Source organism: Eubacterium sp. MSJ-33 (assembly GCF_022174665.1).
Classification (GTDB): domain Bacteria; phylum Bacillota; class Clostridia; order Lachnospirales; family Lachnospiraceae; genus Coprococcus_C.
Genome location: NZ_CP076562.1, coordinates 2,872,002 through 2,898,129 on the forward strand (window position 1 = coordinate 2,872,002; position 26,128 = coordinate 2,898,129).

27 protein-coding genes are annotated in these 26,128 nt (G+C 41.8%); 23 read left to right on the top strand and 4 right to left on the bottom strand.

Annotation, left to right across the window (positions count from 1 at the left end):
- Positions 1–8 precede the first annotated feature (8 nt).
- Entirely contained in the window at positions 9–1,400 is a 1,392-nt protein-coding gene (atpD, locus tag KP625_RS13370) for a F0F1 ATP synthase subunit beta (RefSeq protein ID WP_021986280.1), read from the top strand.
- 21 nt (positions 1,401–1,421) lie between these two features.
- Positions 1,422–1,835 carry an ATP synthase F1 subunit epsilon gene (gene atpC / locus KP625_RS13375; protein ID WP_021986279.1) on the top strand — a complete coding sequence of 138 codons (414 nt, stop codon included), beginning with the start codon at positions 1,422–1,424 and terminating at the stop codon, positions 1,833–1,835.
- A gap of 383 nt (positions 1,836–2,218) precedes the next feature.
- On the opposite strand, the gene KP625_RS13380 is transcribed toward atpC, so the two are convergent.
- Positions 2,219–4,609: an FtsX-like permease family protein gene (locus KP625_RS13380; RefSeq protein ID WP_238298401.1), complete on the bottom strand. Its 2,391-nt coding sequence runs from the start codon at positions 4,607–4,609 to the stop codon at positions 2,219–2,221.
- 10 nt (positions 4,610–4,619) lie between these two features.
- A complete protein-coding gene (locus KP625_RS13385) occupies positions 4,620–5,318 on the bottom strand; it encodes an ABC transporter ATP-binding protein (RefSeq protein ID WP_238298403.1) in 699 nt (232 codons plus the stop codon).
- 846 nt (positions 5,319–6,164) lie between these two features.
- Between KP625_RS13385 and KP625_RS13390 the strand changes: the two genes are divergently transcribed.
- From KP625_RS13390 to KP625_RS13415, 7 genes are all read left to right on the top strand, one after another.
- Positions 6,165–7,406 carry a class I SAM-dependent rRNA methyltransferase gene (locus tag KP625_RS13390; RefSeq protein WP_238298405.1) on the top strand — a complete coding sequence of 414 codons (1,242 nt, stop codon included), beginning with the start codon at positions 6,165–6,167 and terminating at the stop codon, positions 7,404–7,406.
- A gap of 333 nt (positions 7,407–7,739) precedes the next feature.
- The gene (locus tag KP625_RS13395) at positions 7,740–8,222 is read left to right on the top strand and encodes a hypothetical protein (protein ID WP_238298406.1); all 483 of its coding nucleotides are present in this window, start codon (positions 7,740–7,742) and stop codon (positions 8,220–8,222) included.
- Between the two features lie 3 nt (positions 8,223–8,225).
- Positions 8,226–9,833 (top strand): type IV secretory system conjugative DNA transfer family protein, encoded by a 1,608-nt coding sequence (locus tag KP625_RS13400; protein ID WP_238298408.1) that lies wholly within the window; start codon positions 8,226–8,228, stop codon positions 9,831–9,833.
- A gap of 3 nt (positions 9,834–9,836) precedes the next feature.
- Positions 9,837–10,760 (top strand): DUF5688 family protein, encoded by a 924-nt coding sequence (locus KP625_RS13405; RefSeq protein ID WP_238298410.1) that lies wholly within the window; start codon positions 9,837–9,839, stop codon positions 10,758–10,760.
- 12 nt (positions 10,761–10,772) lie between these two features.
- Positions 10,773–10,901, top strand: coding sequence for a hypothetical protein (locus KP625_RS13600; RefSeq protein WP_255731606.1), 129 nt, complete (start codon positions 10,773–10,775; stop codon positions 10,899–10,901).
- Positions 10,894–11,118, top strand: a complete 225-nt coding sequence (locus KP625_RS13410) for a DUF3847 domain-containing protein (RefSeq protein ID WP_238298412.1) — start codon at positions 10,894–10,896, stop codon at positions 11,116–11,118. The genes KP625_RS13600 and KP625_RS13410 overlap by 8 nt, the downstream gene beginning before the upstream one ends.
- A 317-nt stretch (positions 11,119–11,435) precedes the next feature.
- Positions 11,436–13,109, top strand: a complete 1,674-nt coding sequence (locus KP625_RS13415) for an RNA-binding domain-containing protein (RefSeq protein ID WP_238298414.1) — start codon at positions 11,436–11,438, stop codon at positions 13,107–13,109.
- Between the two features lie 167 nt (positions 13,110–13,276).
- Here KP625_RS13415 and KP625_RS13420 read toward each other — a convergent pair whose 3' ends face one another.
- A complete protein-coding gene (locus KP625_RS13420) occupies positions 13,277–13,507 on the bottom strand; it encodes a helix-turn-helix domain-containing protein (protein WP_238298416.1) in 231 nt (76 codons plus the stop codon).
- A 126-nt stretch (positions 13,508–13,633) separates the two neighbouring features.
- Positions 13,634–13,846: a helix-turn-helix domain-containing protein gene (locus KP625_RS13425; protein WP_238298417.1), complete on the bottom strand. Its 213-nt coding sequence runs from the start codon at positions 13,844–13,846 to the stop codon at positions 13,634–13,636.
- A gap of 204 nt (positions 13,847–14,050) precedes the next feature.
- Here KP625_RS13425 and KP625_RS13430 point away from each other — a divergent pair, with 204 nt between their 5' ends.
- From KP625_RS13430 to KP625_RS13495, 14 genes are all read left to right on the top strand, one after another.
- Positions 14,051–14,236, top strand: coding sequence for a hypothetical protein (locus tag KP625_RS13430; RefSeq protein WP_238298419.1), 186 nt, complete (start codon positions 14,051–14,053; stop codon positions 14,234–14,236).
- A 185-nt stretch (positions 14,237–14,421) separates the two neighbouring features.
- On the top strand, positions 14,422–14,739 hold the full coding sequence (locus tag KP625_RS13435; RefSeq protein ID WP_238298420.1) for a helix-turn-helix domain-containing protein: 318 nt from the start codon (positions 14,422–14,424) through the stop codon (positions 14,737–14,739).
- Complete coding sequence (gene mobQ, locus KP625_RS13440) at positions 14,739–16,328, top strand: MobQ family relaxase (protein WP_238298423.1); 1,590 nt, start codon at positions 14,739–14,741, stop codon at positions 16,326–16,328. Before KP625_RS13435 ends, mobQ begins: the two co-directional genes overlap by 1 nt.
- 389 nt (positions 16,329–16,717) lie before the next feature.
- A complete protein-coding gene (locus tag KP625_RS13445) occupies positions 16,718–17,365 on the top strand; it encodes an AAA family ATPase (protein WP_238298425.1) in 648 nt (215 codons plus the stop codon).
- A gap of 12 nt (positions 17,366–17,377) precedes the next feature.
- Positions 17,378–17,956 (top strand): DUF669 domain-containing protein, encoded by a 579-nt coding sequence (locus KP625_RS13450; RefSeq protein ID WP_238298427.1) that lies wholly within the window; start codon positions 17,378–17,380, stop codon positions 17,954–17,956.
- On the top strand, positions 17,956–18,492 hold the full coding sequence (locus KP625_RS13455) for an ERCC4 domain-containing protein (RefSeq protein WP_238298429.1): 537 nt from the start codon (positions 17,956–17,958) through the stop codon (positions 18,490–18,492). The genes KP625_RS13450 and KP625_RS13455 overlap by 1 nt, the downstream gene beginning before the upstream one ends.
- An 8-nt stretch (positions 18,493–18,500) precedes the next feature.
- Entirely contained in the window at positions 18,501–18,956 is a 456-nt protein-coding gene (locus KP625_RS13460) for a hypothetical protein (RefSeq protein ID WP_238298430.1), read from the top strand.
- A gap of 15 nt (positions 18,957–18,971) precedes the next feature.
- Positions 18,972–20,762, top strand: coding sequence for an ATPase domain-containing protein (locus KP625_RS13465; RefSeq protein WP_238298432.1), 1,791 nt, complete (start codon positions 18,972–18,974; stop codon positions 20,760–20,762).
- Complete coding sequence (locus KP625_RS13470; protein ID WP_238298434.1) at positions 20,763–21,044, top strand: hypothetical protein; 282 nt, start codon at positions 20,763–20,765, stop codon at positions 21,042–21,044.
- Entirely contained in the window at positions 20,995–21,414 is a 420-nt protein-coding gene (locus KP625_RS13475) for a hypothetical protein (RefSeq protein ID WP_238298436.1), read from the top strand. Before KP625_RS13470 ends, KP625_RS13475 begins: the two co-directional genes overlap by 50 nt.
- Before the next feature lie 431 nt (positions 21,415–21,845).
- A complete protein-coding gene (locus KP625_RS13480) occupies positions 21,846–22,781 on the top strand; it encodes a hypothetical protein (RefSeq protein ID WP_238298438.1) in 936 nt (311 codons plus the stop codon).
- A gap of 251 nt (positions 22,782–23,032) precedes the next feature.
- Entirely contained in the window at positions 23,033–23,962 is a 930-nt protein-coding gene (locus KP625_RS13485; RefSeq protein ID WP_238298440.1) for a hypothetical protein, read from the top strand.
- 305 nt (positions 23,963–24,267) lie between these two features.
- Positions 24,268–25,691 (top strand): IS3 family transposase gene (locus tag KP625_RS13490; protein WP_238297613.1). Its coding sequence is split into 2 segments (ribosomal slippage): positions 24,268–24,757 and positions 24,757–25,691, totalling 1,425 coding nucleotides; the frame shifts between segments, so codons are not numbered across the junction.
- 252 nt (positions 25,692–25,943) lie between these two features.
- The gene (locus KP625_RS13495) at positions 25,944–26,126 is read left to right on the top strand and encodes a helix-turn-helix domain-containing protein (RefSeq protein WP_238298442.1); all 183 of its coding nucleotides are present in this window, start codon (positions 25,944–25,946) and stop codon (positions 26,124–26,126) included.
- Positions 26,127–26,128: the final 2 nt, after the last annotated feature.

Genomic DNA, 26,128 nt, shown 5'->3' on the forward strand with positions numbered 1-26,128 from the left:
ACGATCGCATGATGGAAAATAAAGGTAAGATCGTACAGGTATCCGGACCGGTTGTCGATGTCGAGTTTGCAGACGGTAACCTTCCACGGATTAAGGATGCCCTGTATGTGATGAACAATGGAAAGAAATGCGTCATGGAAGTATCCCAGCATATCGGTGACAATGTTGTACGCTGTATTATGCTTGCTGCGAGCGAAGGCTTGTGCAGAGATATGGAAGTGACAGCAACCGGATCCGGTATTCAGGTTCCGGTCGGAGAGCAGACATTGGGACGACTGTTCAATGTACTTGGTGAGACATTGGATGGAAAGGAAAGTCTGGAGAATGGCGAGCACTGGTGTATCCACCGTGAGCCGCCAACATTCGAAGACCAGAGCCCGGTTGTTGAGATGCTGGAAACCGGTATCAAGGTTATTGATCTGCTTGCCCCATATGCAAAAGGTGGTAAGATCGGTCTGTTCGGTGGTGCCGGTGTTGGTAAGACCGTCCTGATTCAGGAGCTGATTCACAATATCGCAACGGAGAGTGGTGGTTATTCCATCTTCACCGGAGTTGGAGAGCGTTCCCGTGAAGGTAACGACCTGTGGAATGAGATGAAGGAATCAGGTGTTCTTGATAAGACAGCGCTGGTATTTGGGCAGATGAATGAGTCACCGGGTGCCCGTATGCGTGTGGCAGAGACAGGACTTACGATGGCGGAATATTTCCGTGATGTAAAGAAGCAGGATGTGTTGTTATTTATTGATAACATCTTCCGTTTTGTACAGGCAGGTTCTGAGGTGTCCGCATTGCTTGGACGTATGCCTTCTGCCGTTGGATACCAGCCAACTCTGGCAAATGATCTGGGTGAACTGCAGGAGCGTATCGCTTCCACAAAGGATGGTTCTGTAACATCGGTACAGGCAGTATACGTACCAGCCGATGACCTGACAGACCCGGCACCTGCTACAACATTCTCTCACTTGGATGCAACGACTGTATTGTCACGTAAGATCGTGGAGCAGGGTATCTATCCGGCTGTTGATCCATTGGAATCAACCTCCCGTATTCTGGAGGCAGATGTCGTTGGAGAAGAACATTACCGTGTCGCACGTGAGGTGCAGGAGACTTTACAGAAGTATAAGGAACTGCAGGATATCATAGCAATTCTTGGTATGGAGGAGCTTTCCGATGAGGATAAGCAGACTGTCTACCGTGCAAGAAAGGTACAGCGTTTCCTGTCACAGCCATTCCATGTAGCTGAGAACTTTACGAACGTCAAAGGTGTATTTGTACCGGTCAAGGAGACAATCCGTGGCTTCAAGGCAATCTTAGATGGTGAGATGGATGCGTATCCGGAGGCAGCCTTCTTCAATGTCGGTACGATTGAGGATGTAAAGAAGAAAGCAGAAACCCTGTAAAGGATAGAAAGGGGACGGCATATGAATACATTTTCACTCAAAATCATAGCCTGTGACCGGGTGTTTTATGATGGACCATGTGAGATATTGAAATTCCCCGGCTATGATGGACAGATGGCAATTCTGGCACATCACGAGAAGATGACGACGAATATTGAAGTCGGTGAGCTGCATTTTCGAACACCGGATGGAGAAGAACATGTGGCAATCTGTTCCGACGGACTTCTGAAGGTAAAGAATAACGAGGTTGTCGTACTTGTCTATTCGGCAGAAAAACCGGAGGAAATCGACGAGTTCCGTGCACAGGCTGCGAAGGAACGTGCCATCGAGCAGATGCAGCAGAAGCAGAGCATCATGGAGTATCATGTATCCCGTGCTTCGCTTGCGAGAGCAATGGCGAGACTGCAGGGACACGACCGGTATGAAGTGAAGTAAATAAATGAATAAGCATTACGATGTTTGTGATTATATAAGTTGACGTAATGTACATGAATATATGTAGTCGATAGGCAACAAGAGAATGAAACATCCAGCTGGCAAGAACCGGTTGGATGTTTCTTTTTTATGATGATGAGAGATTAGGAGCAAAGAGGAAAGAAACAACAGGTTTACTCCAAAAAAGCAGGAGACTTGAATAGAAATGGCAAATAAAATAGGAGCAAAGCAGAACGAAATAACAGGTTTGCTCCAAAAAAGCAGGAGACTTGAATAGAAATGGCAAATAAAATAGGAGCAAACAGCCAGGATAAGTTTGTTTGCTCCAAATGGCAAGTATAGATTGTATAGTTAGACAATCTATGATGACGTAGGGTAGGTAATTACTCCCGGTTCTTCAGTGCCTCTTCCATAGGAATCTTCTGAATCTTCTTATACTGCAGGAAACTTAATAATCCGTAACATACAATATCCCAGATCACAACCTGAACATAGATAGATGCTCCGATATGAACATTTTCCAGCCAGATATCAAAAGTCCGGAAGAGATAGACAATCATTGTCTTCAAGATGATCGTAGAAAGCGGCAGACTGATTGCTACACTGACAAGGACAGCTATCGCGGTTGAAATAATGTAGATTTTCCCGATTTCTCTGTTGTTGTAACCGAGAATCTTCGTCAGGGAAATCGATTCCGCATTTTTCTCCAACACAATCTTAGAGAGCAGGTAGATAACGATGACAAAGATAATAAGGGAAAGATATTTCATCAGCGGCATCATACGTCCCATCGAATCATTCATCTGGTCGCTTAACTTTGAATAGTCCGAAGGCCCCATCGTACTGTAGATGAAATTGTCATCTAAATCATCCAGCGCTTTGTCAGAGAAATATCCTGTGAAATAATCCGCATCTTTCCCGAATGTGTCATTGTAATTATCAATGCTCATAAATACGGAGAAGGCTGCCGGGTAATTGAAGCTGCCGGCAATCCGGAAAGAATATTCTTTATCGCCGTATTTTTCCGTTATTTTAATTGTATCGCCCACTTTGTAATCGTTCAGTTTCATGAACGATTTTGAGATGATTATATCCCCTTTTTCTGCAGGCATAGAAACCTGTGTCAGGTACTTTGAATTGTCTGCGATTCCATATACAAGCACTTCCTTTCCGTCATTATCCGCAAGCGCAGTCAGACAGTATTTTTCAGCAGATGAATCGTCAAGCTCTACCGGTGCTTTGAGTGTATATTGATAGTTTGCAATCAGGTGGTCAAGCACATTGTCTGTCTGGTCATTTAAGATTGGAAGCATGCTGGCGGAGAAGATAAACAGGATATTTGCCATCAGGATACCAATCGCCATCGTGATATAGTTGGAGCGGTTCTGCAGGATTGTACGAATCCGGAATCTTGTCAAAAACTTGAAGTCCGGAAGCTTTGTCACATGTTTTTTCTTACGTTTTGATAGATCATGCCGCAGGAAGTTAAGCGGTGACAATCCAAGCATTGATCGAAGCGCAAGGTAGTTGATCACTAACAGGATTGCAATCGGAATCATAGTCGTAAGCAGAAAGGCGTTTGCATTCCATACAATCTTGAATACAGGCAGAGAGTAGGAATGGTAATACAAGTCTTCCATGAATTTACGGAAACAAGTATAGCCGCCGATATTTCCGATCACTGCGGCCGCAAGGAATACGTACGTTGGCGCAGCCATGTAATGCCGGATGATTTCGCCTTTTGTATATCCGGATGCACGCAGGGTTCCGATTGCACCGGCTTCTGATTCGATCGTGCTGAAAGTCATAAGTGCGAAGATGAATGCAAGCAGTGCTATCATGATATAGAGCATCATGACCGTGCTGTTTGTATCGCCATCCATATCTTCCCTTGTAAATGAAATCGCTTTATTGTTCTGCCGCATCAAAAAATCGGTCAGATAATTTCCCTGTGGAGCGAGCTGTTCGGACAATGTATTCATTAGGTCTGTGCTTGCGTCATAAGAAGCCCGATCATCAAGACTTCTGTCCAAAAAACGATAAGCAAAGCTGTAGGTAAGCTTGCTTTCGGAGAATTCTTTGAAATAATCTGCAGTGACAAATCCCATGGTAAATGTCGTTGCGCTGAACATCGAATCAGAGTTTTTCTCGAACAGACAGCTATAATCCGGGACAGCAACTGTTCCGCAGATTGTTAAATCCTTTCCGCCAAAGGTGAGGGTGTCACCGATTTTGAGATTGTTGTTTTCTGCAAAGAGACGATCGATGGCAAGTTCTCCGTCCTTCTCCGGGGCGTGCCCTTCAAAGACCGAATATGTATTCAACGCCTCACGGTTTTCGTAAAGACGGATGGAATAATTGCTGTTGCCTTCAAAGGTATAATCAAAATTATAGAAGTACTGTTTGTAGATGGTTGCTTTTGCTGTGCCTGAATCTGCCTGGTCAGCGATTTTCTGCAGGTCAGCGACAGAGATTTCACTGTTTGTAGAGAAATGTCCATCCTCTAATTTATATGTCTCGATACCATCGTCGTAGGTGTGCATCATGCTCAGGGAAGTAACCAGCATACCACTGACGATTGCAATCATAAATGTTAGAAACAAAAAGATGGATATGTATTTTCCTTTTTCTTTCCTGATATCCCGAAGAATACGCTTGCGCAGTGGATTTTTGATTGTATTTTTCTTTTTGGATACGTTCATTGAGGCATTGTGTTGTTTGGATGGTATAGTTTCTGCTTCTATTTTCGGATTATTTGTTGTTTTATCAGCCATATGCATTCACCTACCAATCTAATTCCATCGCCGGTGTCTTTGCTTCGTTTGTATATTCTTTCCGGATCATACCATCGCGGAGCTTGATCACACGGTCTGCCATGAGTTTGATGGCATCGTTGTGTGTAACGATGATGATGGTATTTCCGTATTTCCGGTTGACGTCTTCAATCAATTTCAGAATATCTTTAGAGGTATTGTAATCAAGGGCGCCGGTTGGCTCATCGCAGAGCAAAAGATCCGGATTCTTGACGATAGCACGACCGATGGATGTACGCTGTTGCTGACCGCCGGAAAGCTGGCTTGGAATCTTATCCTTATGCTCCCAAAGTCCAAGTGTATGAAGCAGGTCATCGACATCAAGTGGGTCGCTTCCGAGGTAAGCGCCGACCTCGATATTCTCCTTGACGGTCAGGTTTGGAATCAGGTTATAGAACTGGAAGACGTAACCTAAGTGTTCACGTCGGTAGAGAGTCATCTGTTTTTCATTCATGGCGGACATGGCAGCACCATTGATGATGATCTCTCCCTTATCATAGCTTTCAATGCCGCCGATGATGTTCAACAGGGTAGACTTACCGGAACCGGATGGGCCGAGCAGGACGCAGATCTCGCCTTTCCCGATACCGGTAGAAAGTCCTTTTAAGACTTGTACACGGTTGTCTTTTTCACCATAGAACTTTTCAAGATTGTTGATTTGTAAGAACATGATTTTCCTCCTTTTAAATCACTTACATACAAACACATGAATATATGTTCATATATAAAATAAACGTGTAATATAGGTTTGTCAAGCGTATTTTCGCTAGATTTGATAGATGTTTTATGTATTTGGTTAATTGCCGTGGTTATTATAACGCAAAAAGTTAGTTAAAACAAACTATTTATGCAAATTTTTGAGATGTTGGGAAATTTTCTCATTATTAACAGGAGAACGCAGAGGAGGAAAGATGAATGACTCCAATTAAAATGATGATTAAAATATTTTTGTAATTGGATACGCAGGTAAATAGGGGTAAAATGCTATATTAGAAAGGTTTTACTCCTAAGAGCTGTTAAGGCGGTAATTGAAGTCAAAGAAAAATAGGAGTAAGTAGGTAAAAATTGCCAAGATTGCTCCTGACAATTATTAAATTTTGAAGATGACGATGAAAAATAGAGACAAATTTAGGAGCAGATAATGGTTAAGAAAGAAGATTGCTCCTAATTTAAGAGAGGGAAGGTTAAATAAGTTTTGAAATTTAGGAGCAAACAACTTTCCAAATAAACAATTACTCCTAAAAGAATTTTTGTGTGCAATGGCATGACGTAGTCCTCAATAATTGAAAAACTATAGGAGCAATCCAATGGAAGTAATGTTTTTAATAAATCAAAAGAAAAAACAATAAACATAATTTGCCGGAAAACGAAAATCCCGGATTGAGAAGCAAATCATTCTGTGATACCATAGGAAAGAAAAAGAAACAAACAAAAAATCAAAGCATAATCAAAGTACAAATGAATATATGAAAACGATAATAGACAATTCTTGGAATAAAATCAGGAGGAAATACAAGTGGAACCAAAAGCAGTCGTGAATTTACGAAAGGGAGAAGGTCGTACCATCAAGGCAGGTGGACTCTGGATCTTCGACAATGAGATAGAGAGTGTGATGGGAAGTGTGGAAGATGGCGATATCGTGATCGTACGTGATTTTGATGGATATCCGATGGGACGAGGATTCATAAACCGGAAATCAAAAATTACCGTTCGGATGCTGACCCGAGACGCAGAGCAGGATATCAACGAAGCATTTCTCCGTATGCGGGTGAGGAATGCATGGGAATACAGAAAAGCTGTGATGCAGGGCGATGATCTTACTTGCTGTCGTGTAATTTTCGGCGAAGCGGATTTCCTGCCGGGACTCGTAATTGATCGGTTCTCGGATGTGCTTGTGGTGGAATCCCTCGCACTTGGTATTGATTTATATAAGGAACAGATTGTGGATTTGCTAAAAGAGATTATGGCGCAGGATGGTGTCAAGATCCGTGGCGTATACGAGCGCAGTGACGCGAAGGTGCGTAAGAAGGAAGGACTTGCTCCATATAAAGGATGTATTGGCGCGGAGTTTGATCCGGTTGTTGAGATTGTGGAGAATGGTGTGCATTATAAGGTCGATGTGGCAAATGGACAGAAGACAGGATTCTTCCTTGACCAGAAATACAACCGGCTTGCGATGCAGAAACTGATCAAAGGTCTGACCAGAGGAGAGCAGGAGACACCGTTGCGTGTGCTTGACTGCTTTACACATATGGGAACCTTTGCATTAAATTGCGGTTATGCCGGAGCGAGTGATGTGTTAGGACTTGATATTTCAGAGTTTGCTGTGGAGCAGGCGAGAGAAAATGCGAAGCTCAATCATTTGGAGAAGACTGTACATTTTAAAGAGGCAAATGTATTGGACGAGCTTCCAAAGCTTGCTGAAGCAGGTGAGCAGTTTGATGTCGTAATCTTAGACCCACCGGCGTTTACCAAGTCACGCGAAGCAACTAAGAATGCAATCAAAGGCTACCGTGAGATCAACCGGAAAGGCTTGCAGCTTGTGAAAAACGGCGGGTATTTTGCAACCTGCTCCTGCTCACATTTCATGACACAGGAATTGTTCACGAAGGTAATCGGTCAGGCAGCAAACAGCGTGCACAAGCGTCTTCGCCAGGTGGAATTCCGGCAGCAGGCACCGGATCATCCGATTTTGTGGGCGGCGGATGAGAGTTATTATTTAAAATTCTACATTTTTCAGATCTGTGAAGATAGGTGATAACCGAATAATGTTGAAAAACCTAGTGTTTATGCGGATTCAGGATGATTTTTTTGAAAGAAGCGAAATTATCATAAATTATCGCAAAATATCATGATTTTACACCAAAATGGTGTAAAAATGGTGTAGTAAATCGTACACCAGTAAAAATTTCAAGTAATGAATAAGGCGAATATCTTCAACAATTTTAGATGTCCCGAATTGTCCCATATTGTCCCACATTGGGTATTGCATAGGCGAAACCAATGTGGTATTATGTATGTGTAGTAATAGATCAAAAGACAGTACAGCGATGTGCTGTCTTTTTTTATGCCTGAAAGGAGGCTTTTACAGATGGAAGAATTTGTATTGAACTTGCGTGTAGTGGAACCGGGGTATGAGGAGGTGATTTTTGGCCCCAAAAGCGAAGTCGATGAATGGTGTGGAAATGTAGCAAATATCGACCATGACAATGTGCCGCCACATGTGCAAGTGCGTAGGGGGAAAATGGGTGCGTTTTTCTTTAGTTATCATATGGCATATAATGATGTCTGGTATCTGAAGCGAACCTTTTTGAAGTTTGATTATTATCTGAGGAATTACTACATTCCTCTGTCAGAGGGAAAACGTCCAATGAGGGAAAATCAAGACGATGATCCGTTTGGCTTTTTTGATTCGATGAGATTCGGTGAGAATGTCATTTATTCTTTTGTCAGTGCCAAGATTGATTATTATATCCAGTGGAAGAAGAAAATCTCGCAGGATATTCTTGTTGATTTTTTCGAAGAAGTGATGAATTGGCACGAACTTATAGAAGAACATGCGAATGAGGAGTAGAAAATGAAAATTAAAGATTGGATTCACTTTTTCAGAATTGAGCTTCTGCTTTTTGCAGAGGCTCTTTTCTTATTCTGTGGATATATTGTGTGTTATTTTTTGGAGCTTCCGCTTTCCAGACAGACGTTTTATGTAGCTACTATTTTAGCAGCGGGAGCTTGGTTGATTGTTTTTATTCCGAATCTGATTGCATTTGTTTTCGGTCATAAAAGACATTTTTGTTCTGTCTTTTCAAATATGTCTGGAACGGAGATGCAATCAAAGTATAGAACAAAAGCAATGCATCCACCTGTGGCAGAAGAGTTACTGCAGAAACAGCCGGAGGGTATTATTTTTGGACGTGTTGGAATGCAGTATGTCAGAAAACCAATAGATCAGGACGGGCATGTATTTGTAATAGGTGGTTCCGGATCAGGTAAATCTTCCTGTGTTGTGATTCCTACATTATTAGCAAATAAACATACATCTGTGTTTGCAGTAGATATCAAGGGAGAATTACATAGCAAGGCGACGAAAAGAGGGGATCGAAATATAAAAGTATTTGATCCGGCAGACAGACATTCTTTTGGATACGATCCTTTTTACCGCATTTCGAAGTCCTCAACGAATCAGGAGATCTATGAGACGATGCAGCTTGTAACCAATTCTTTGATTCCGCTTCCGGCTTCGGTGAAGGATCCGTTCTGGAAGCAGTCAGCACGGAATCTTCTGCTTGGATTGTTGATTTACTTCTATAATCTCAATTTTGATAATCTGATTGATATAGTGGATCAGATCAAGGCGCGACCGATTCAGGAAACAATGAAAGAGGTTTTGGAACACAGCCCGCATGAGAGTATGGAGTATAAAATTCTTGTTCAGTTTAACAATATGGCGGATGTCACGATTTCCGGTATATTTATGGAGATGAATCTGCATCTCAATATCTTCTGTATGGATGAAGATATTCGGTACGCCTTTCGAGACAATTATCTCCATCTCAGTCCGAAGGATCTGGAAGATGGAAAGAGTATTTATCTTGCCATCCGTGAGGATAAACTGTCGGCATACTATGATGTATTGCAGTTGATTATCAATCAGTTCCTTTCACAGCTGGAAACTCGCCCGGAGGACAGTGACCGGATCGTATTTATTATCGACGAGCTGCCGCGTATTCTCTCCACCGGAAAGCTGGATAAGCTTATGGATGCAGTTCATACATTGAGGTCAAGGAAGGTAACACTTGTTTTGATCTCCCAGTCTGTGGAGGCTCTCACCTCCGCGTATTCTGAAAATGAAGTGGTAGATATAATCAGCAATTGTTCGTATGTGGAAGTATTATCTGCTGCATCGAAAAAGACGCAGGAAATGATTGTGGCTTGGTGCGGAAAGTATAAGGAGAAGAAATCAACATGGAGTGGCGGAATTACTAAAAGAGAACATTATACGATGGAAGAAACGGACATTGTTCGGGCAGATGATCTTATGCGGCTGCAGCTGGCGGGGGATGCCATAGTAGTAACACCATATGGCTATTTCAGGGTAAAGAAAGTTCCGTATTATAAAGATGCCAAATTAAAGAAGCTTGAACAAGAGACAAAGGATTATAACGAATGTTTAGGAGGAAATTAGTATATGAATTATGAAGTTTTTGTGGATCGTTTCAAGGAAAAGGTAAAGGAATATATGTATCCTTATAAGGTGACATTGGAAGAGACGGTTCTGAATAAGGTAAATCAGCAGGTAAAGGGATTGACTGTTTCAGTAGAGGGATATCCGGTTGCACCGGTATTTCATCTGGAAGAGCTGTATAAGGAGAATCAGGACGGTCATACAGTTGCTGAGCTTGCATATAAGGCGTCGATTGATGCAAATGAGGTGATTAAGCATACACTGGAGCTTTGGGGCGAAAAGGAAGATATAACCCCAGACAATTTATATGCTGCCGTTGTGAACACAGATAAAAACCGGGAGCTGCTGAAGCGGGTACCGCATAGGGAATATAAGGAGATGTCCGTCATTCCCAGATATCGAATAACAAATAATACAAGCTTCCTTGTAAATAAGGATATCTGTAATCGGTTTTATATGACACAGGAAGAAGTGCTGGAAACGGCAATCCGTAATACACATGAGATGGGTTACACAGTGGAACGTCTGGATGATGTATTGAAGGAGTGCATCGAAGGATTGAGTATGGAAGAAAACAGCTGCGCACATGTTGTGTCGAATATTTATAGAACAAATGGAGCAGTTGCAATTCTTGACACCTCTTGGATGGAGCAGCATGCGGAAGCAATCGGTGGAAGCTTCTATATTATTCCATCAAGTATCCATGAGCTTTTGACGATTCCAGAGAATGTACCATTATCTGTGTCAGATATTCAGACGATGGTAGAGATTGTGAATAGAACCTGCGTGGATGAGCGTGATTTCCTGTCTAATAATGTATATCATTATAACGCTAAGACAAAATCTGTATCACAGCTGACAGGAAAGACGAAGGAAGCCGTTGCTTCAAAAGTAACAAAGCAGGCGGCAAATGCCCGGAACAGATAGGAGGAAATAAGTATGCAGCAGGAAATTATGAAGACACAGATGAGAAAGTTATTAACTCTGTATTATGCAGGGGTAATTCGTATCAAAGAAGTAGAGGTTGTATTTGTGCCAAAAAAGAAGGCAGGTGAAGAACATGAATGAAGCAGATGAATTAAAGAGGATGCAGAAACTGCAGGAGCAGCATCGCGAACAACTCCGCAAGAAGCGCGAACGTATTGAGGAGCGGAAGAAACGGACACGTCGGCTGATCCAAAGAGGTGCGATGGCAGAAAGCTTTATTGACGGCGCACCTGAGATGACGGATGATGAGTTTATGGATGCAATGAAACAGAGGTTGAATTGCTCTCAGCGTCCGTAGCTGCGGGAAGGGGTACAAAGCCGGCTCTAAATAGATAGAGCCGGATCTTGTATCCACCTGTGCATTCCGGCAGCCAGCCATCGGAGACGCCCTCGGCAGAGTCCTGCTGAAGGCAACCCTCGGTAGAGTCCGTCGGAAGACACCTGCGGTAGCAACCCTCGGTAGAGCGCACTGCCATATCTCTGATGTGGTGTATAAGTGCGCCATTCCTATAGTATAATAGGATGAAAATACGAGGTTGAAAGGTTGCTTTTTAATAACGGGAATAGTAATATAAAAATACTAATAGTATATTGTAATAGGAAGAAGGGGTAGGTTTGATTTATACAGATTCAGAATTAAAAAAGAAGATATATAAAATGATTGAGAATTTTGAGAGTGAAGTAGTTGAATTCAAAGAAGCTACAAGCAATTACTCTTTTAATGAGATTGGAAAATATTTTTCTGCATTAGGAAATGAGGCAAACATTAGGGGATTTAATGAAGCTTGGTTAATTTTTGGAGTTACAAATGATAAGCAGATCAAAGGAACTAATTATAGAAAAGATGGAAATCTGCAGTCATTGAAGAAGGAAATAACAAATGGAACAAACGAAAGACTTACTTTTTATGACATATATTGTATAGAAATGGAAGAACATAGAATTGTTGCCTTCCAAATACCACCAGCAATACCGGGAATTGTAACGACATGGCAGGGGGCATCTTATGCGAGGGAGAATGAATCGTTAGTACCGCTTCCTATGAATAAAATTGATCTGATACGTAGTCAGGTAGGAAGAGACTGGTCAAAGGAAATAGTTCCGGATGCAACAATGGATGATTTAGATCCAGAAGCGGTTGCATACGCAAGAAAGATGTTCGTTAGAAGAGAAGAAAATAGAGACAGTGCATCTGGTATTATTGAGAAATTGTCAGACATAGAGGTTCTAAATAAAGCGGGATTAACATTTAAGGGACAAATTACAAGGACTGCATTATTATTGTTAGGAAAGAAGGAGTCTAGTTTCTATTTTGATGGATTCATACCAAGAATTACATGGACGTTGTATAATGCAGATAAATCGGTTAAGGCATATGAACACTTTGATATGCCATTATTATTAGCTGTTGATAAAGTATATGGAAAAATTCGAAATGAAAAATATAGATATTTAGCGGGACAAACAACTTTGTTCCCAGAAGAAGTAGATCAATATAATCCTAATTTAGTCAAGGAGATTATTAATAACTGTATAGCACATTCTGATTATCGATTACGAGGAAAGATAAATGTGGAGGAATACGAGGACAGGCTGGTATTTATTAATGAAGGCGCCTTTATTCCGGAAACAGTTGAACAAGCATTGGAACCCGGGTATAAACCACCTTATTACAGGAATGCATTTTTGTGTAATGCTATGGTTAACATGTACATGATAGATACAAATTCAATGGGAATACCAATGATTTACGAGATACAGAAGGATAAATGTTTTCCGCTACCAACATTTGATTTGGATACGCCGAATAGAGTAATAGTAACGGTATATGGTAAAGTATTAGATTATAATTATACGCAGCTGCTTCATGCAAATGGAAATTTGAATCTAAAAACTGTATTTTTGCTTGATCAGGTACAAAAGAAGAAGACTATTTCGAAAAGTGATTTTAGTCAACTTAAGTCAAGAAATTTAGTTGAGGGCAGATATCCGAATATATATGTTTCATATAAAATTGCTAAAGCTGTGGGCAACAAAGCAAAATATGTGCGTCAGAAAGGTCTGGATGAAGAAGTTTGCAAGCAACTTATTATTTCAACTTTGAGATTAGGATCTGCGAAAAAGGCAGATCTCTTTGCCGTTCTTAAGGAGGCGTTACCTGATGTACTTACGGAAGAACAGAAATCAAAAAAATTATCAAATTTGCTTCAAAAGATGAAAAAGGAAGGGATAATTGATGTAAAGGGAGTTGCCATAAATTCTGAATGGTATCTCTTGACTAAGGACTAAATAGAAAAAAATTTAGTCAAGAATTAGTCAAGATTCAGTCAAGAATTAGTCAAGATTCAGTCAAGAATTAGTCAAGATTCAGTCAAGCAAAAAGGTAGAAAGAAAACTTTTCTACCTTTTTGTATGTATCCTTGATGGCATGCGATTGTAGCATTAGTGATAGCTATTTATTCATGCTTAAAAAAGATATCTTCCAACGATACATCAAGTGTCTTGGCGATGATTAGATAAGCATCGATGAACCGTGGAAGTTTGTCATCCCATTCGATTTTACTATAAAGGTTTTTGTTGATTCCTGTTGCTTTGATGAAGGCAGAGGCAGTTGCATATCCCTTTTCTTTTCTTTTTAATCGAATAAATTCAGCGATTTCGGTTGGAGCTTTCTGTTTTCTTTCCATTTTAGGATCCTCCTTAAATTTTTTTCAAATATATATGGGCAAAAATTAAGAAATAAAAAACAGAGGTGATGTATCTTACATACCTCTGTTTTTTATAAGTTGATCAAAAAATAATCAGCTAAAAACTTAAATAAGAAAAAGTTCATCGAGCGGAATATCCAAAGCTAAAGAAAGCTTGATATACATCTCTGTTGAGGGTGTTTTGTTCCCAGATTCAATAAAGTAGATATATTCCGTAGTAGTATCACATTTCTCTGCAAGCGTCTTTTGCGTTAGATCTTTTGATTTTCGCACCTCTTTAATACGCTTTCCTAATTTTTCACGTAAGTCACCATTCATAAATAATATCCTCCTTTATCTTTGTATGTGTGCAGAATTTAAGAAATAAAAAAACAGACAATTTAATACCTGATATGGGAAAAAACAATTGGAAGAATCCCGGTTCAGTAGGATTGAATCTTAGAGCAGATGTAGTAAAGTAAGATTAGCAGTTGCAAAGGGTTTCAAAGAAGATTAGATAGAGAAAGATAGGAGGAACAGGCTATGAAAGAAGACCACGGAATCATCACCTATATGAAGGGTGAGCATGTACGTTGCCCGAAGGGTGGACGTGTCATGGATGTTGCATCGAACAACCTGCGGATCAGCTTTGACATCCCGAGCAGTCGGGCAGAGAGCTTGAAGTGTCCGAAGTGTCGCGTTGGTTTCCACACAGTATACATCCATTAGAGATGTACACTACAGAAGGAATGTTGCGGGTATTCGCGCCGGATAACTGTGAAATAATACAAAGTAAATAGAGTTACTACCGCGTGGATACACGATGTCATACCGCCGGAGTTTAGTCAGTACGAATAAAGCTCGTACCGATTAAGCTCCGGTTTTTTTGTTGAGAAGAATGGAGGATGAATAAAATGGCAAACAATAGAAACCTCGAAGAGGAGCTTAGAAGCAGCAGGATTGCAGATGAAGAGCTGAGAGAAACAGAACAGTATTCCAGCTATCTCAATTTGCTTGATACTTTCACGCACAACGTGAAAGCGCAAATGGAGAAAAAGGGAATCTCATATAAGGAACTTGCCCGGAAGTCAGGGGTTTGTATAAGAAGCATCTTAAGGCTGATGAATGAATCGCCGATGGATATTGGATTGCAGATGATTCAGAAAATCTGTGATGCACTGGATAGTGATGTTGGAGCCATGTGTGATATGAGAAAGAAGGATGATCGGTAATGGCGATATATCATTGCAGCGTACAGGTTATATCAAGAAATCAAGGAAGGTCAGTGGTAGCTGCATCTGCGTACCGGTCCGGATCGAAGATGTACAACGAATATGATGGTACAACCTGTGATTACACGAAGAAAAGGTGGATTGAGTTCACAGATATAATGCTCCCGCCGAATGCTCCGGCTGAATATCAGGATAGAGAGAAATTATGGAATGCCGTAGAGAAGGCAGAAAAATCTTCCGACGCCCAGCTTGCCCGCGAGGTCGAGCTGGCACTGCCGGCAGAACTTGATATTCAACAGAATAAGAAGCTGGTGAAAGAATATGTACAACATGCATTCGTTGATGTAGGGATGTGCGCTGATATCGCAATTCACAACCCGCCCAAGATGAATGATTTGAAGCAGCCGATAGATGCAGATGGATATCCAGTGAAAAAAGCTTCAGATATGCTGTTTTACAATCCACATGCTCACATATTGTTGACTATGCGTCCGATCGACGAAAAGGGAAGATGGCAGGCAAAAAGTGAGAAGGAGTATCTCTGCATGAGAGATGGAGAAGAAAAAGGATTCACAGCCGCAGAATTCAAGTGTGCGCAGACACAAGGCTGGGAGAAGCAGTATAAATACTGTGTGTCGGATAATCCGAAGAATAAGATGTGGCTCACACCATCAGAGGCAGAGAAATGTAATATGGAACGTGTCAATCGCAATCCCAAAGCAACAAGGTATGGTCGTAAGAATCCTGTTACAGAATATTGGAACCAGAAGGAACGCGTAGAAGAATGGCGCAAACAATGGGAGCAGACAGTCAATCGGACATTCGAGGTTTTGAAACAGGATATCAGGATTGATTCGAGATCGTTTGCAGAGCGGAACATAGAGCAGCTTCCAAGTATCCATATGGGGGTACATGTTACGAATATGGAACGAAGAGCGGATCGACTTTCCTTGGAAGGAAAAACTGACGAAGATAGAGAAATCACACACTCAGATATTGCAGAGCTTAACAACGAGATAAAAGAATACAATGGAATGTGGGTCAGGATGAAGGAACTGCAAGCGCGGATCGAGAATAAGATTCAGAGTATTTGCGAGCGCATAAGAGCGATCACGTACAAGATCGCGGATAATGTCCGAAGAATGGCTTCGCAACGGGCAACCGAGAAAAATGATAAGAGTCAGTTGGCAAACCGGATTGAACGCGTGCAAAGTGCAAAATTGCAAATCGCGGTGGAAAATGAACGATCGCGGAAGATTATATCAAGACTGCAGGATCAAAAGCGCGGTGCGAGGGTCCGGGGTGGGAAGATTGAAAGGCAGATCCGGCAGGAGCAGGAAAAGATCTCCAAGAGACAGGAATATTATGAAAATATACTTTCTCAATGCGGTTTTAAGTCAGAAGGCGAAATCGCCACCCTCTGTAAAAAAACTGTGGCACCTGTAGAAGATGTTTCGTTAACAAAGGAAACAGAAGTATTAAAGCGGGAGGCAGAAGAACTGATGCATGTATTGCCGGTAGAGACACAACAGACTTTGAAACAGGACAACAATAAAGCTAAGGCAAAGCTGCAAGAGAAAAGTCGTTAAGTATAGCGTGGTGTATAATGGTTATCTTATCATATTAGATATATGTATATATAACAGTAATATATCTTTATATTAGTAATATTTCTTTAAATTTTTTATATACAGTTTATATACTCTCGAACCAGTTAAAAATTTTGAAAAAATTTGAAAAAAATTCAAAAAAGTGCAATGTATTGCATAGGGGGTATGTTATAATACATACATAAGATGAAAAACAAATAAAGTTGCTACCGAGTGGATGAGGTCATACCGCCGGAGTTTAGCTCATGAGAGATCATGAACTAAGCTCCGGCTTTTTGTTTATCAGCGTGCATCTGTCTATGAATGCAGTTCCATGTATTTGTAGACAGGCGCATGCGCCTAGATATAAGGAAAGGAGAGACACAATCATGGCAAATATGATTGGCATTTATGGCGATCCGGGAATGGGGAAGAGTACGTCACTTCGATTTCTTCCGGCAGATCAGACCTTCTACGTGGATTGCGATGGAAAAGGGCTTAACTACCGCGGTTGGCGGGATAAGTACAACAGAGAAAAGGGCAACTACATCGTTACATCCGAACCAGATAAGGTTATTCAATGCTTGGAAGCAGTTGGCAGGAACCCGAAGTATGGGCATATAAAATACTTTGTGGTAGACACGATGAACAATCTATGGACGTCTGAGGAGATGCGTAGATGCAAAGAAAGAGGTTATGACAAATGGACCGACCTTGCCTCGACCTCTTGGATTTTGGTCGAGCTGCCATCAAAGTTAAGGGAAGATCTTACGGTGATTCTGCTGTTCCATTCTCAGACTGAGCGCACAGATGATGGATATGAATTTATCCGCATCAAGACAAATGGTCGGCGGACAGAGAAGAACGCAATCGATTCAAAGTTTCTGTGGCTGCTTCGATCTGTAAAGGTCGATGGCGAGTATCGATTCGAAACGACAAGCCATAATAGCACAAGCCGGACACCTCTGGATGCCTTCAAGGATGAATACATCCCGAACGATATCTTGCAGGTGTTGGAAGTAATGAAGGATTATTAGGAGGAAAAGAACATGTTAAAGAAATTTACAGACTATGATCAGGTGGATGTGAATGCATTGAATAATGCAACACTTCCAAAGGGTGCATACAACATGCAGATTAAGGGTGTACAGCTTATGTCAGGTGACAAAGGACAGTATCTGCGTGTAGACATGGATATCTGTGATGGCGAATATAAGAACTTCTTCGCAAAAAAGTTCGAGAACCAGAGCGGTGAGAGGAAAAATTGGGGATGCAGCTTCTTCGTATCTATCCCAGCGGAAGATGGTTCAAAGGGTGATAACTTCAAGAAGCTGCTCTTTAAGACTTTTATACTGAACGTCGAAGATTCAAACCAAGGATTCCACTGGAACTGGAACGAGAGTGAGCTGGAGGGAAAATACGTCGGAGGGCTTTTTGTACTCAAAGAGTTTCGGGGAAGTGATGGAGAAATTCATACGATCGTGAATATCGCGGGTACATGTACGCTGAAGCGGGTAGCGGATGGAACATATAAGCTGCCGAAGGATAAGTTGCTTCCAAAGGAGCGGGATAATGGCTTTAAGGATGTAGATCTGATGCAGGAAGATATTGTGCTTCCATTTGACTAATGGAGGCGTACGAGAAGAAACGGTTGCTGGATTCATTCGAGATCTTGGTTGACACGCGGGAGCAGCAGACACAGAAGCTGGAAAACCGGTGTGGAGATTTCGGTTGCGGATATCAAAGGGCAACATTGGATTATGGCGATTATGCCTATAATATTAAGTTGCCCGGCGGTATGCCGCTTCATGATACTGCTGATCGTGTAAGAGCTTTGGCGGTTGTGGAACGAAAGATGAATCTGGATGAGCTGGCAATCTGTTTGACAAGTCAGCGGGAGCGGTTTGTGCGGGAATTGGAACGTGCAAGAGAGAATCAGGCACGTGTGTATCTGTTGGTTGAGAACGGTGACTGGGACATGATTATTGCTGGAAAATATAAATCATGGATGCGTCCAAAGGCATATGCTGCGTCGCTATCAACGTTTATGACACGATACAATCTGCAGATTGTATTTGTATCGGATTACAACTCGGGAATTTTGATTAAAGATATTCTGTTTCATGACTGCCGGGAACGGCTGGAAAGAGGTGACTTTGGGTGAAACGATGCATGGGAATAACCGTAGATCTTATAGAAAGCAGCTATTGGCTAGGTGAGAGATTCTCAAAGGCGCAGGCATGGATTGATCTTGTTATGGCAGCAAATTACAAGGATAGTGAAGGCATGTTTGCCGGTAAAGTTAAACATTATCGTCGCGGATGTGTTTACTGGTCAGATTTCCATTTGCGAAAACGCTTCAAATGGAGTGAACAGAAGCTTCGCAGCTTCCTCTCGGAACTGGAGGCGGATGGAAAGATTCTGGCGAAGGGATCAGGTTCATACCGGGAGATCGAGATCGTAAATTACGATTCGATGATGGGATTCATGGAAGGATACACCACGCATACGAACATAGCACCAAAGGAACCGGATCCGGAGATAGCTGGTGAGAGTCCATCAGAAGGACAGAGCATGTCCGATAGTGAGCAGGAATCCGAAGATTATTCGTGGTTCGATCGACTGTGATAAGGAGTGTTGAATATGTATGATTTTTCTCCATATGATGCGCGAAGATTCGCGGACTTCATGGGAATCGAGACGAAAGAAAGAGGCGAGGAACTTGTATTTCGGTTCTGCCCATACTGTAGAAATTCTACGTCTGACAAGTATCGATTCAGTATAAATCTTACCAATGGCAAGTATCATTGCTTTCGGAGAAGCTGCGGTGCAAAAGGAAATATGCTTACGCTTGCACGAGATTTTAACTTTGATCTGGGCGATGGCACAGCTGGAAGACGAGGTTCCTTCAAAAAGTTTCGTGAGATTGACACAGGGACAAAACCGGAATCGAAGCCGGAAGCAATCGAGTATATGAAGAAACGTGGAATCTCAGAAGCGATAACAAGAAAATATAATATCACTGTGCAAAATAGCGATGCAAATGTGATGGTGTTTCCTTTCTACGATGACAAGGATTGTCTCAGATTTGTGAAGTATAGGGTAATGAACTACGATAAGAAGATTCATAGCTGCAAGGAATGGGCTGAACGTGGATGTATGCCGATCCTGTTCGGGATGAACCACTGCAACCTCGAGAATCAGGTTCTGATTCTGACCGAGGGACAGATTGATGCACTATCCGTAGCGGAAGCTGGAATTGAAAATGCACTGTCGGTTGGAACAGGAGCAAAGGGCTTTTCATGGATCCAGCATTGCTGGGAATTCTTAGAAAAATTCAAAACGATTATCGTATTCGGAGATTATGAAAATGGAGAAGTGACGCTGGTAGAAACGGTTGCAAAACGCTTCAACGGGCAGGTAAAGCAGGTGCGGGTGGAAGATTACCTCGACTGCAAGGATGCAAATGAGATACTTATGAAACATGGTGTAGATGCAGTCAGGTATGCAGTTGAACATGCACAGCTGGTCAGGTATCCGAACATTATTCCGTTGGCAGACGTGGAGCGTATAAACCTGAATGCAATGGAGCATGTGACAACCGGAATCAAACAGCTGGATGGCGTATTAGGTGGATTTTATTTCGGTGAACTGGTCGTTCTAACAGGAGAACGCGGCGATGGGAAATCAACACTTGCTTCTCAGTTTGCAACGATTGCCGTCAGCAAAGGGTATAACGTATTTGCATACTCAGGAGAGTTGATGAACTGGTTCTTCAAAGGATGGATGGAATATCAATTCAGCGGACCAGATCATATTAACCGGATTCAGAATGAAAACGGAAATGACAACTATTCTGTTGACGCCAGCTATCTGGAACAGATTGAAAACTGGTATCGGGAGCGGGTATATATTTTCGACAATAACGCCATCGGTACGAAGGATGAGCAGATTGCGTTGATCGATACGATAGAAACAGCAATTCGACAGTACGATTGCAGGTATCTTGTTATTGATAATCTTATGACAGCCTTGGTAGATGATCTTTCATCGGATCAGTATCGTCAACAAACGATATTTGTCAATGGTTTGGTAAGTCTGGCGAAAAAATACAATGTGTTGATAATACTGATTGCACACCCAAGAAAACAGCAGGGAGTGGCTTTCGAGAATGACGATGTGGCAGGCAGCTCCAACATAACCAATCTGGCAGATATAGTTCTTCGGTATAGCAGACCAAGATTGTCGGATAATCAGGATAGTGATGAGAGAATCCTGACTGTACACAAAAATCGGCTGACAGGAAAACTGAACCGCAAAGGAATTAAGATGTATTTTGACCCTGCATCCAAACGAATCTCAGATACAAAAGGTGAATTCACATGGAAGCTTGGATGGGAGGATTACAGCTCGGATGACATGGAGGGTGAGTAGATGAAGAGTGATGATGAAATCAGAAACCGTGATGGACCTTATGAGAGATTAGTTGCAGCAATCGTATATCAGGCATATCGAGATCTCAAGAAGGCAGCAGATCGATATATAAAATACGGAGATAACGAGAAAAATGATAAGGAGATAAGACAGTCACTAGATTTCTTTGATTCAGAATTCTATGATTTACTGACCGATATCTCACCAGAAGCGATCATAAGGAGGACAATTTATGAATCCACAGGAAGAAAAAGAAAAAATGAAGTATGTAAAAAGATATAGCGACTGTGAAAGAATGATTTGGGAATCAATTCATTCCTTGGAATTTAGAGATTCATATTATGCAGGAAAGACGTATGATGAAGCGGGGAAGGTACGCACATCGAGAGACGAACATCCACTTGAAAGTTATCTCATCCAGAAAAAAAAGCTTGACGCGATTGATGAAGAACTGATTGAGAAATACAAAAGGGAGCAGATAGCGATTCGCGAGGCAATAATGGAGATTCCAACTGATAATTGGAAGGACTGTATCTGGGAAATCTATATTGAGAATAGTGATATCGAAACCTTCTCACGAAAAAAGGGAGTTTCGAGGAAGACAGCGAATCGCTGGATGAAGCAAGGATTGCAGGCGCTTGTAATCAAATAAAATAGATGGAAGCGCACAACCGGCGCTCGAAATCACCACGCGTAAGCGTGGTGATTTGTCAATATATCAAAACCAGTGTATGAAAAGGTTCCGGTAGAATATAAGATCATTGACCACATCGCATACGATGAAACCGTTGGGAAACGGTGTACGAAGTGCGGATATGAAGTGAAATATTAAAGATTAAGGGCTTATCCATAATGGGCAAGCTCTTTTTTTATGCTTGAATGCCAGCACGAGCGAAGCTCGGAACCCCCTCTGAACAAACAAAAAATGCAGGTCTATAAAAACAGGAGGGGATTTTTTGTTTGTACAGAAGTTTTCCGCGTAAGCGTGCAAACTTTCAAAGAATGTAATTGAAATAAACATATTGCGTGGTATAATTACCGTATATGAATTACACCGCGGGAGATACACAGAGGAGAACGAGAATGAGAAGAAAGATAATGAAAAGACTGACGCTGACATTTAGTACCGCAGCTCTTGTCCTGACGTTATGTGCATGTGGGGACAACGCAAAAAGCCCGGCACACACACAGACGGACGTCTCTCTTATACAGATGGAGGCGAGTGCGAGTGATGCAGCAGAAGCAGTTATTGATACGGGAAATGACGCGGATGAAAACGAAACAACCGAATTGATGGCTGACGATAAGGAAACAACCGAAATTGCAGCAGTGGAAGAGACAGATATACAGTCCGGCAATGGAAAGAAAGCTGATTCCGATAGTAAGAAAGACAGCAAGACAGATAACGCTTCAAAGAAAGACAATGCTTCTGGAAACAGCAATTCATCTGCAAGTAACAGCCAGACAGGTTCTTCCAAAAAAGACAGTTCTTCAGGAAATAGTAACTCCTCTGTAAACAGCAACAGCCAGACGGCAGGCGGAAATACTTCCAAGCCGGGGAACAATGCCTCTGGTGGAAGTCAGACAGTTTCCGGAAACGGCAGTTCAACATCAGCCAGCGGTTCTTCATCAAGCGGAAGCACACCGAAGCCACCGGCAACCACGGAGAACAAGCCATCCGCAACCACGGAGAGCAAGCCCCAGACAACGGAATGTTCCCACGTATGGGAAAACATCGTGGTACACCACGATGAGGTATCCCACATCGAAACAGATATGGAAAATAAACTTGTCGGCTACCACGAATACTGCCGCGGCTGCGGCATGGATCTGACGCTGACGTATGGGGGGGCAGGCTGCGGAGATGCGCCAGCGCATCTCATGGCGGAACACGCAAGCTACGAGTCCAGACCGGTGTATGAAAAGGTTCCGGTAGAATATAAGATCATTGACCACATCGCATACGATGAAACCGTTGGGAAACGGTGTACGAAGTGCGGATATGAAGTGAAATATTAAAGATTAAGGGCTTATCCATAATGGGCAAGCTCTTTTTTTATGCTTGAATGCCAGCACGAGCGAAGCTCGGAACCCCCTCTGAACAAACAAAAAATGCAGGTCTATAAAAACAGGAGGGGATTTTTTGTTTGTACAGAAGTTTTCCGCGTAAGCGTGCAAACTTTCAAAGAATGTAATTGAAATAAACATATTGCGTGGTATAATTACCGTATATGAATTACACCGCGGGAGATACACAGAGGAGAACGAGAATGAGAAGAAAGATAATGAAAAGACTGACGCTGACATTTAGTACCGCAGCTCTTGTCCTGACGTTATGTGCATGTGGGGACAACGCAAAAAGCCCGGCACACACACAGACGGACGTCTCTCTTATACAGATGGAGGCGAGTGCGAGTGATGCAGCAGAAGCAGTTATTGATACGGGAAATGACGCGGATGAAAACGAAACAACCGAATTGATGGCTGACGATAAGGAAACAACCGAAATTGCAGCAGTGGAAGAGACAGATATACAGTCCGGCAATGGAAAGAAAGCTGATTCCGATAGTAAGAAAGACAGCAAGACAGATAACGCTTCAAAGAAAGACAATGCTTCTGGAAACAGCAATTCATCTGCAAGTAACAGCCAGACAGGTTCTTCCAAAAAAGACAGTTCTTCAGGAAATAGTAACTCCTCTGTAAACAGCAACAGCCAGACGGCAGGCGGAAATACTTCCAAGCCGGGGAACAATGCCTCTGGTGGAAGTCAGACAGTTTCCGGAAACGGCAGTTCAACATCAGCCAGCGGTTCTTCATCAAGCGGAAGCACACCGAAGCCACCGGCAACCACGGAGAGCAAGCCATCCGCAACCACGGAAAGCAAACCACAGACAACGGAATGTTCCCACGTATGGGAAGATATCGTAGTACATCACGATAAGGTACTTGCAACCGCATACTATACAGACCAGCAGATTGTTGGCTACCACGACTACTGCCGCGGCTGCGGCATGGATCTGACGCTGACGTATGGAACTGCTGATTGTGAGGCAGCCAGAAACCACCTTACGTCGGAACACGCAAGCTACGTGTCAAAACCGGTATATGAAGAAGTGCAGGTGCCATATGAGTATGTAAAGGAACCAGAATATGACGAAGTTGTAGGCAAAAAATGCCGGAAATGCGGAATGACCAAGTAAGAGGATACTATGTATCCTCTTTTTTTGTTTGTACAGAGATTCTCCGCGTGAGCGTACATGCTCGTAATCCTATGTGCAGACTTAATTAATGTTTTATGGAAAATATGATGCGGTGCAGCAAATCAAACAGACGGTGGCAGAGTGATGATTTTTAATATTAAGCAGACGGTTTATGTGTTTGAATGCCAGCGCGAGCGAAGCTCGGAACCCCCTCTGAACAAACAAAAAACACCCCGTCATACCATATATGTACCGACCCCCAAAAGTTAGACCAAAAATCTAACGATTGGGAGGTCGGTATTTTTATGGCAAAATATAGTTTTGAATTTAAGAAAAAAGTAGTAATTGCTTATTTGAACGGCGAAGGAGGGTACAACTATCTAGCACAAAAGTACAATGTAAAAAACAAAAGACAAGTGTTAAATTGGGTGGACTATTATAATAAATTCGGCGATGCTGGTTTGATGCGATCAAGAGAAAAAAAGAATTATTCTTTTGAATTTAAGCTTCATGTGGTAGAGTTATATTTATCAAGTGAGGTTTCATATCAGGAGTTAGCATTGTCTCAAGGAATAAATAATGCAGCAATGATTGCTCAATGGGTTCAAGGCTTTCGGATTGCTGGTCCTGACGCATTGAGACCTAAGAAGAAAGGTCGTAAGAAAACATTGAATCAAAAAGACAATCATAAAACTAAAACCTCTTCGTTTGAAGAGCGTGCAGTGGATACCAGCGCAGAACATGTCAAAGAACTTGAAGATGAGTTATTAAAGTTAAGGATAGAGAACGCCTTTTTAAAAGAACTGAGGAGACTGCGTTTAGAGGACGAAGCAAAAATGAGAGATGTGCAAGAGTCATCCACAGCCTCCGAAGAGAATTCAAACTAAAAGATCTTCTCTCATATACAGGTATGCCGAAAGCAACCTACATGTACTGGCAAAAGCGATTTGATAGAGAAAATCCGGATGCTGAATTAGAGGCTAAAATGCTAGAACTACACGCAGAGCACAAAGACTACGGCTATCGAAGAATGAAGGCAGAATTATGCAATCAAGGCTACGTGGTGAATAAAAAGAAAGTACAGAAGTTAATGCAACGACTAAATCTTCAAGTGACATCTTTCACTAGAAAATCTCGTAAGTATAGCTCTTATCGTGGAAAAGTGGGAACAGTTGCTCCGAATAGAATTAGACGACGATTTCACACCAATATACCGCATCAGAAGATTACAACAGATACAACAGAGTTTAAGTATTACGAGATAGATGAAAAAGGACGAATGGTGATGCAGAAGTTATATCTTGACCCATTTATGGATATGTATAATGGAGAAATCATAAGCTTTGGTATTGATAAACGACCATCTGCACAAAGTGTAATGACTGCTCTGGAAGAAGCAATCACAATCACTTCTGATTGTCGGTTTAGGAGAACATTTCACTCGGATCAAGGGTGGGCATATCAGATGAAGACTTACTCTCATAGATTAAGAGAAAATCGTATTTTTCAAAGTATGTCACGGAAAGGGAACTGCTATGATAATTCTGTTATGGAGAACTTCTTTGGATTATTAAAACAGGAAATATACTATGGTGTTGTATACTATAGCTTTGATGAACTTAAATTGGCGATTGAAAAATATATCAAGTATTACAATGAAAAACGTATCAAAGAGAAACTAGGATGGCTCAGCCCTGTACAATACAGGAAACGCCTCTTGGCTGCATAAATGAAAAATGCGAAGTGGAAAATCCACTTCGCAATAAAGTCTAACTTTTGGGGGTCACCTCAATTTGATGTTGTTTTTTGTGGGATTCTCGTATGAGAGAATATAAATATCTTAGAATGTTCTATGTTGTCAGTAAATTTCCTATATTGTCCCTTGCCAAGATTTCAGATAAGTGATATAATAAACTTGTATAATTATGGTTAGTGAATAAGCGTCAGGAAACTGGCGCTTTTTTTATTTCAGGAGGATTGTATGGAGAAGGAATATGGCAAGAGATTGATGGATGTAAAAGAGGTTGCAGAATATCTCGGAATCGGTATGACAAAGACGCGGGAACTGATTCGTGGAAGAAATGGATTTGGTGTTCAGATTGGGAATCGGTGGTATGCCGATAAGAAAAAATTAGATAGGTGGATTGATCAAAAATCATTGTAGTA

What these genes read in the sequence shown, in the direction of transcription:
- KP625_RS13465 (WP_238298432.1), top strand. Translation starts at nt 18,972, where the DNA reads ATGTATGATTTTTCTCCATATGATGCGCGAAGATTCGCGGACTTCATG.
- KP625_RS13450 (WP_238298427.1), top strand. Translation starts at nt 17,378, where the DNA reads ATGTTAAAGAAATTTACAGACTATGATCAGGTGGATGTGAATGCATTG.
- KP625_RS13480 (WP_238298438.1), top strand. Translation starts at nt 21,846, where the DNA reads ATGAGAAGAAAGATAATGAAAAGACTGACGCTGACATTTAGTACCGCA.
- KP625_RS13485 (WP_238298440.1), top strand. Translation starts at nt 23,033, where the DNA reads ATGAGAAGAAAGATAATGAAAAGACTGACGCTGACATTTAGTACCGCA.
- KP625_RS13395 (WP_238298406.1), top strand. Translation starts at nt 7,740, where the DNA reads ATGGAAGAATTTGTATTGAACTTGCGTGTAGTGGAACCGGGGTATGAG.
- KP625_RS13495 (WP_238298442.1), top strand. Translation starts at nt 25,944, where the DNA reads ATGGAGAAGGAATATGGCAAGAGATTGATGGATGTAAAAGAGGTTGCA.
- mobQ (WP_238298423.1), top strand. Translation starts at nt 14,739, where the DNA reads ATGGCGATATATCATTGCAGCGTACAGGTTATATCAAGAAATCAAGGA.
- KP625_RS13430 (WP_238298419.1), top strand. Translation starts at nt 14,051, where the DNA reads ATGAAAGAAGACCACGGAATCATCACCTATATGAAGGGTGAGCATGTA.
- atpC (WP_021986279.1), top strand. Translation starts at nt 1,422, where the DNA reads ATGAATACATTTTCACTCAAAATCATAGCCTGTGACCGGGTGTTTTAT.
- KP625_RS13380 (WP_238298401.1), bottom strand. Translation starts at nt 4,609, where the DNA reads ATGGCTGATAAAACAACAAATAATCCGAAAATAGAAGCAGAAACTATA.
- KP625_RS13460 (WP_238298430.1), top strand. Translation starts at nt 18,501, where the DNA reads ATGGGAATAACCGTAGATCTTATAGAAAGCAGCTATTGGCTAGGTGAG.
- KP625_RS13410 (WP_238298412.1), top strand. Translation starts at nt 10,894, where the DNA reads ATGAATGAAGCAGATGAATTAAAGAGGATGCAGAAACTGCAGGAGCAG.
- KP625_RS13400 (WP_238298408.1), top strand. Translation starts at nt 8,226, where the DNA reads ATGAAAATTAAAGATTGGATTCACTTTTTCAGAATTGAGCTTCTGCTT.
- KP625_RS13470 (WP_238298434.1), top strand. Translation starts at nt 20,763, where the DNA reads ATGAAGAGTGATGATGAAATCAGAAACCGTGATGGACCTTATGAGAGA.
- KP625_RS13425 (WP_238298417.1), bottom strand. Translation starts at nt 13,846, where the DNA reads ATGAATGGTGACTTACGTGAAAAATTAGGAAAGCGTATTAAAGAGGTG.
- KP625_RS13600 (WP_255731606.1), top strand. Translation starts at nt 10,773, where the DNA reads ATGCAGCAGGAAATTATGAAGACACAGATGAGAAAGTTATTAACTCTG.
- KP625_RS13385 (WP_238298403.1), bottom strand. Translation starts at nt 5,318, where the DNA reads ATGTTCTTACAAATCAACAATCTTGAAAAGTTCTATGGTGAAAAAGAC.
- atpD (WP_021986280.1), top strand. Translation starts at nt 9, where the DNA reads ATGATGGAAAATAAAGGTAAGATCGTACAGGTATCCGGACCGGTTGTC.
- KP625_RS13445 (WP_238298425.1), top strand. Translation starts at nt 16,718, where the DNA reads ATGGCAAATATGATTGGCATTTATGGCGATCCGGGAATGGGGAAGAGT.
- KP625_RS13420 (WP_238298416.1), bottom strand. Translation starts at nt 13,507, where the DNA reads ATGGAAAGAAAACAGAAAGCTCCAACCGAAATCGCTGAATTTATTCGA.
- KP625_RS13475 (WP_238298436.1), top strand. Translation starts at nt 20,995, where the DNA reads ATGAATCCACAGGAAGAAAAAGAAAAAATGAAGTATGTAAAAAGATAT.
- KP625_RS13455 (WP_238298429.1), top strand. Translation starts at nt 17,956, where the DNA reads ATGGAGGCGTACGAGAAGAAACGGTTGCTGGATTCATTCGAGATCTTG.
- KP625_RS13405 (WP_238298410.1), top strand. Translation starts at nt 9,837, where the DNA reads ATGAATTATGAAGTTTTTGTGGATCGTTTCAAGGAAAAGGTAAAGGAA.
- KP625_RS13435 (WP_238298420.1), top strand. Translation starts at nt 14,422, where the DNA reads ATGGCAAACAATAGAAACCTCGAAGAGGAGCTTAGAAGCAGCAGGATT.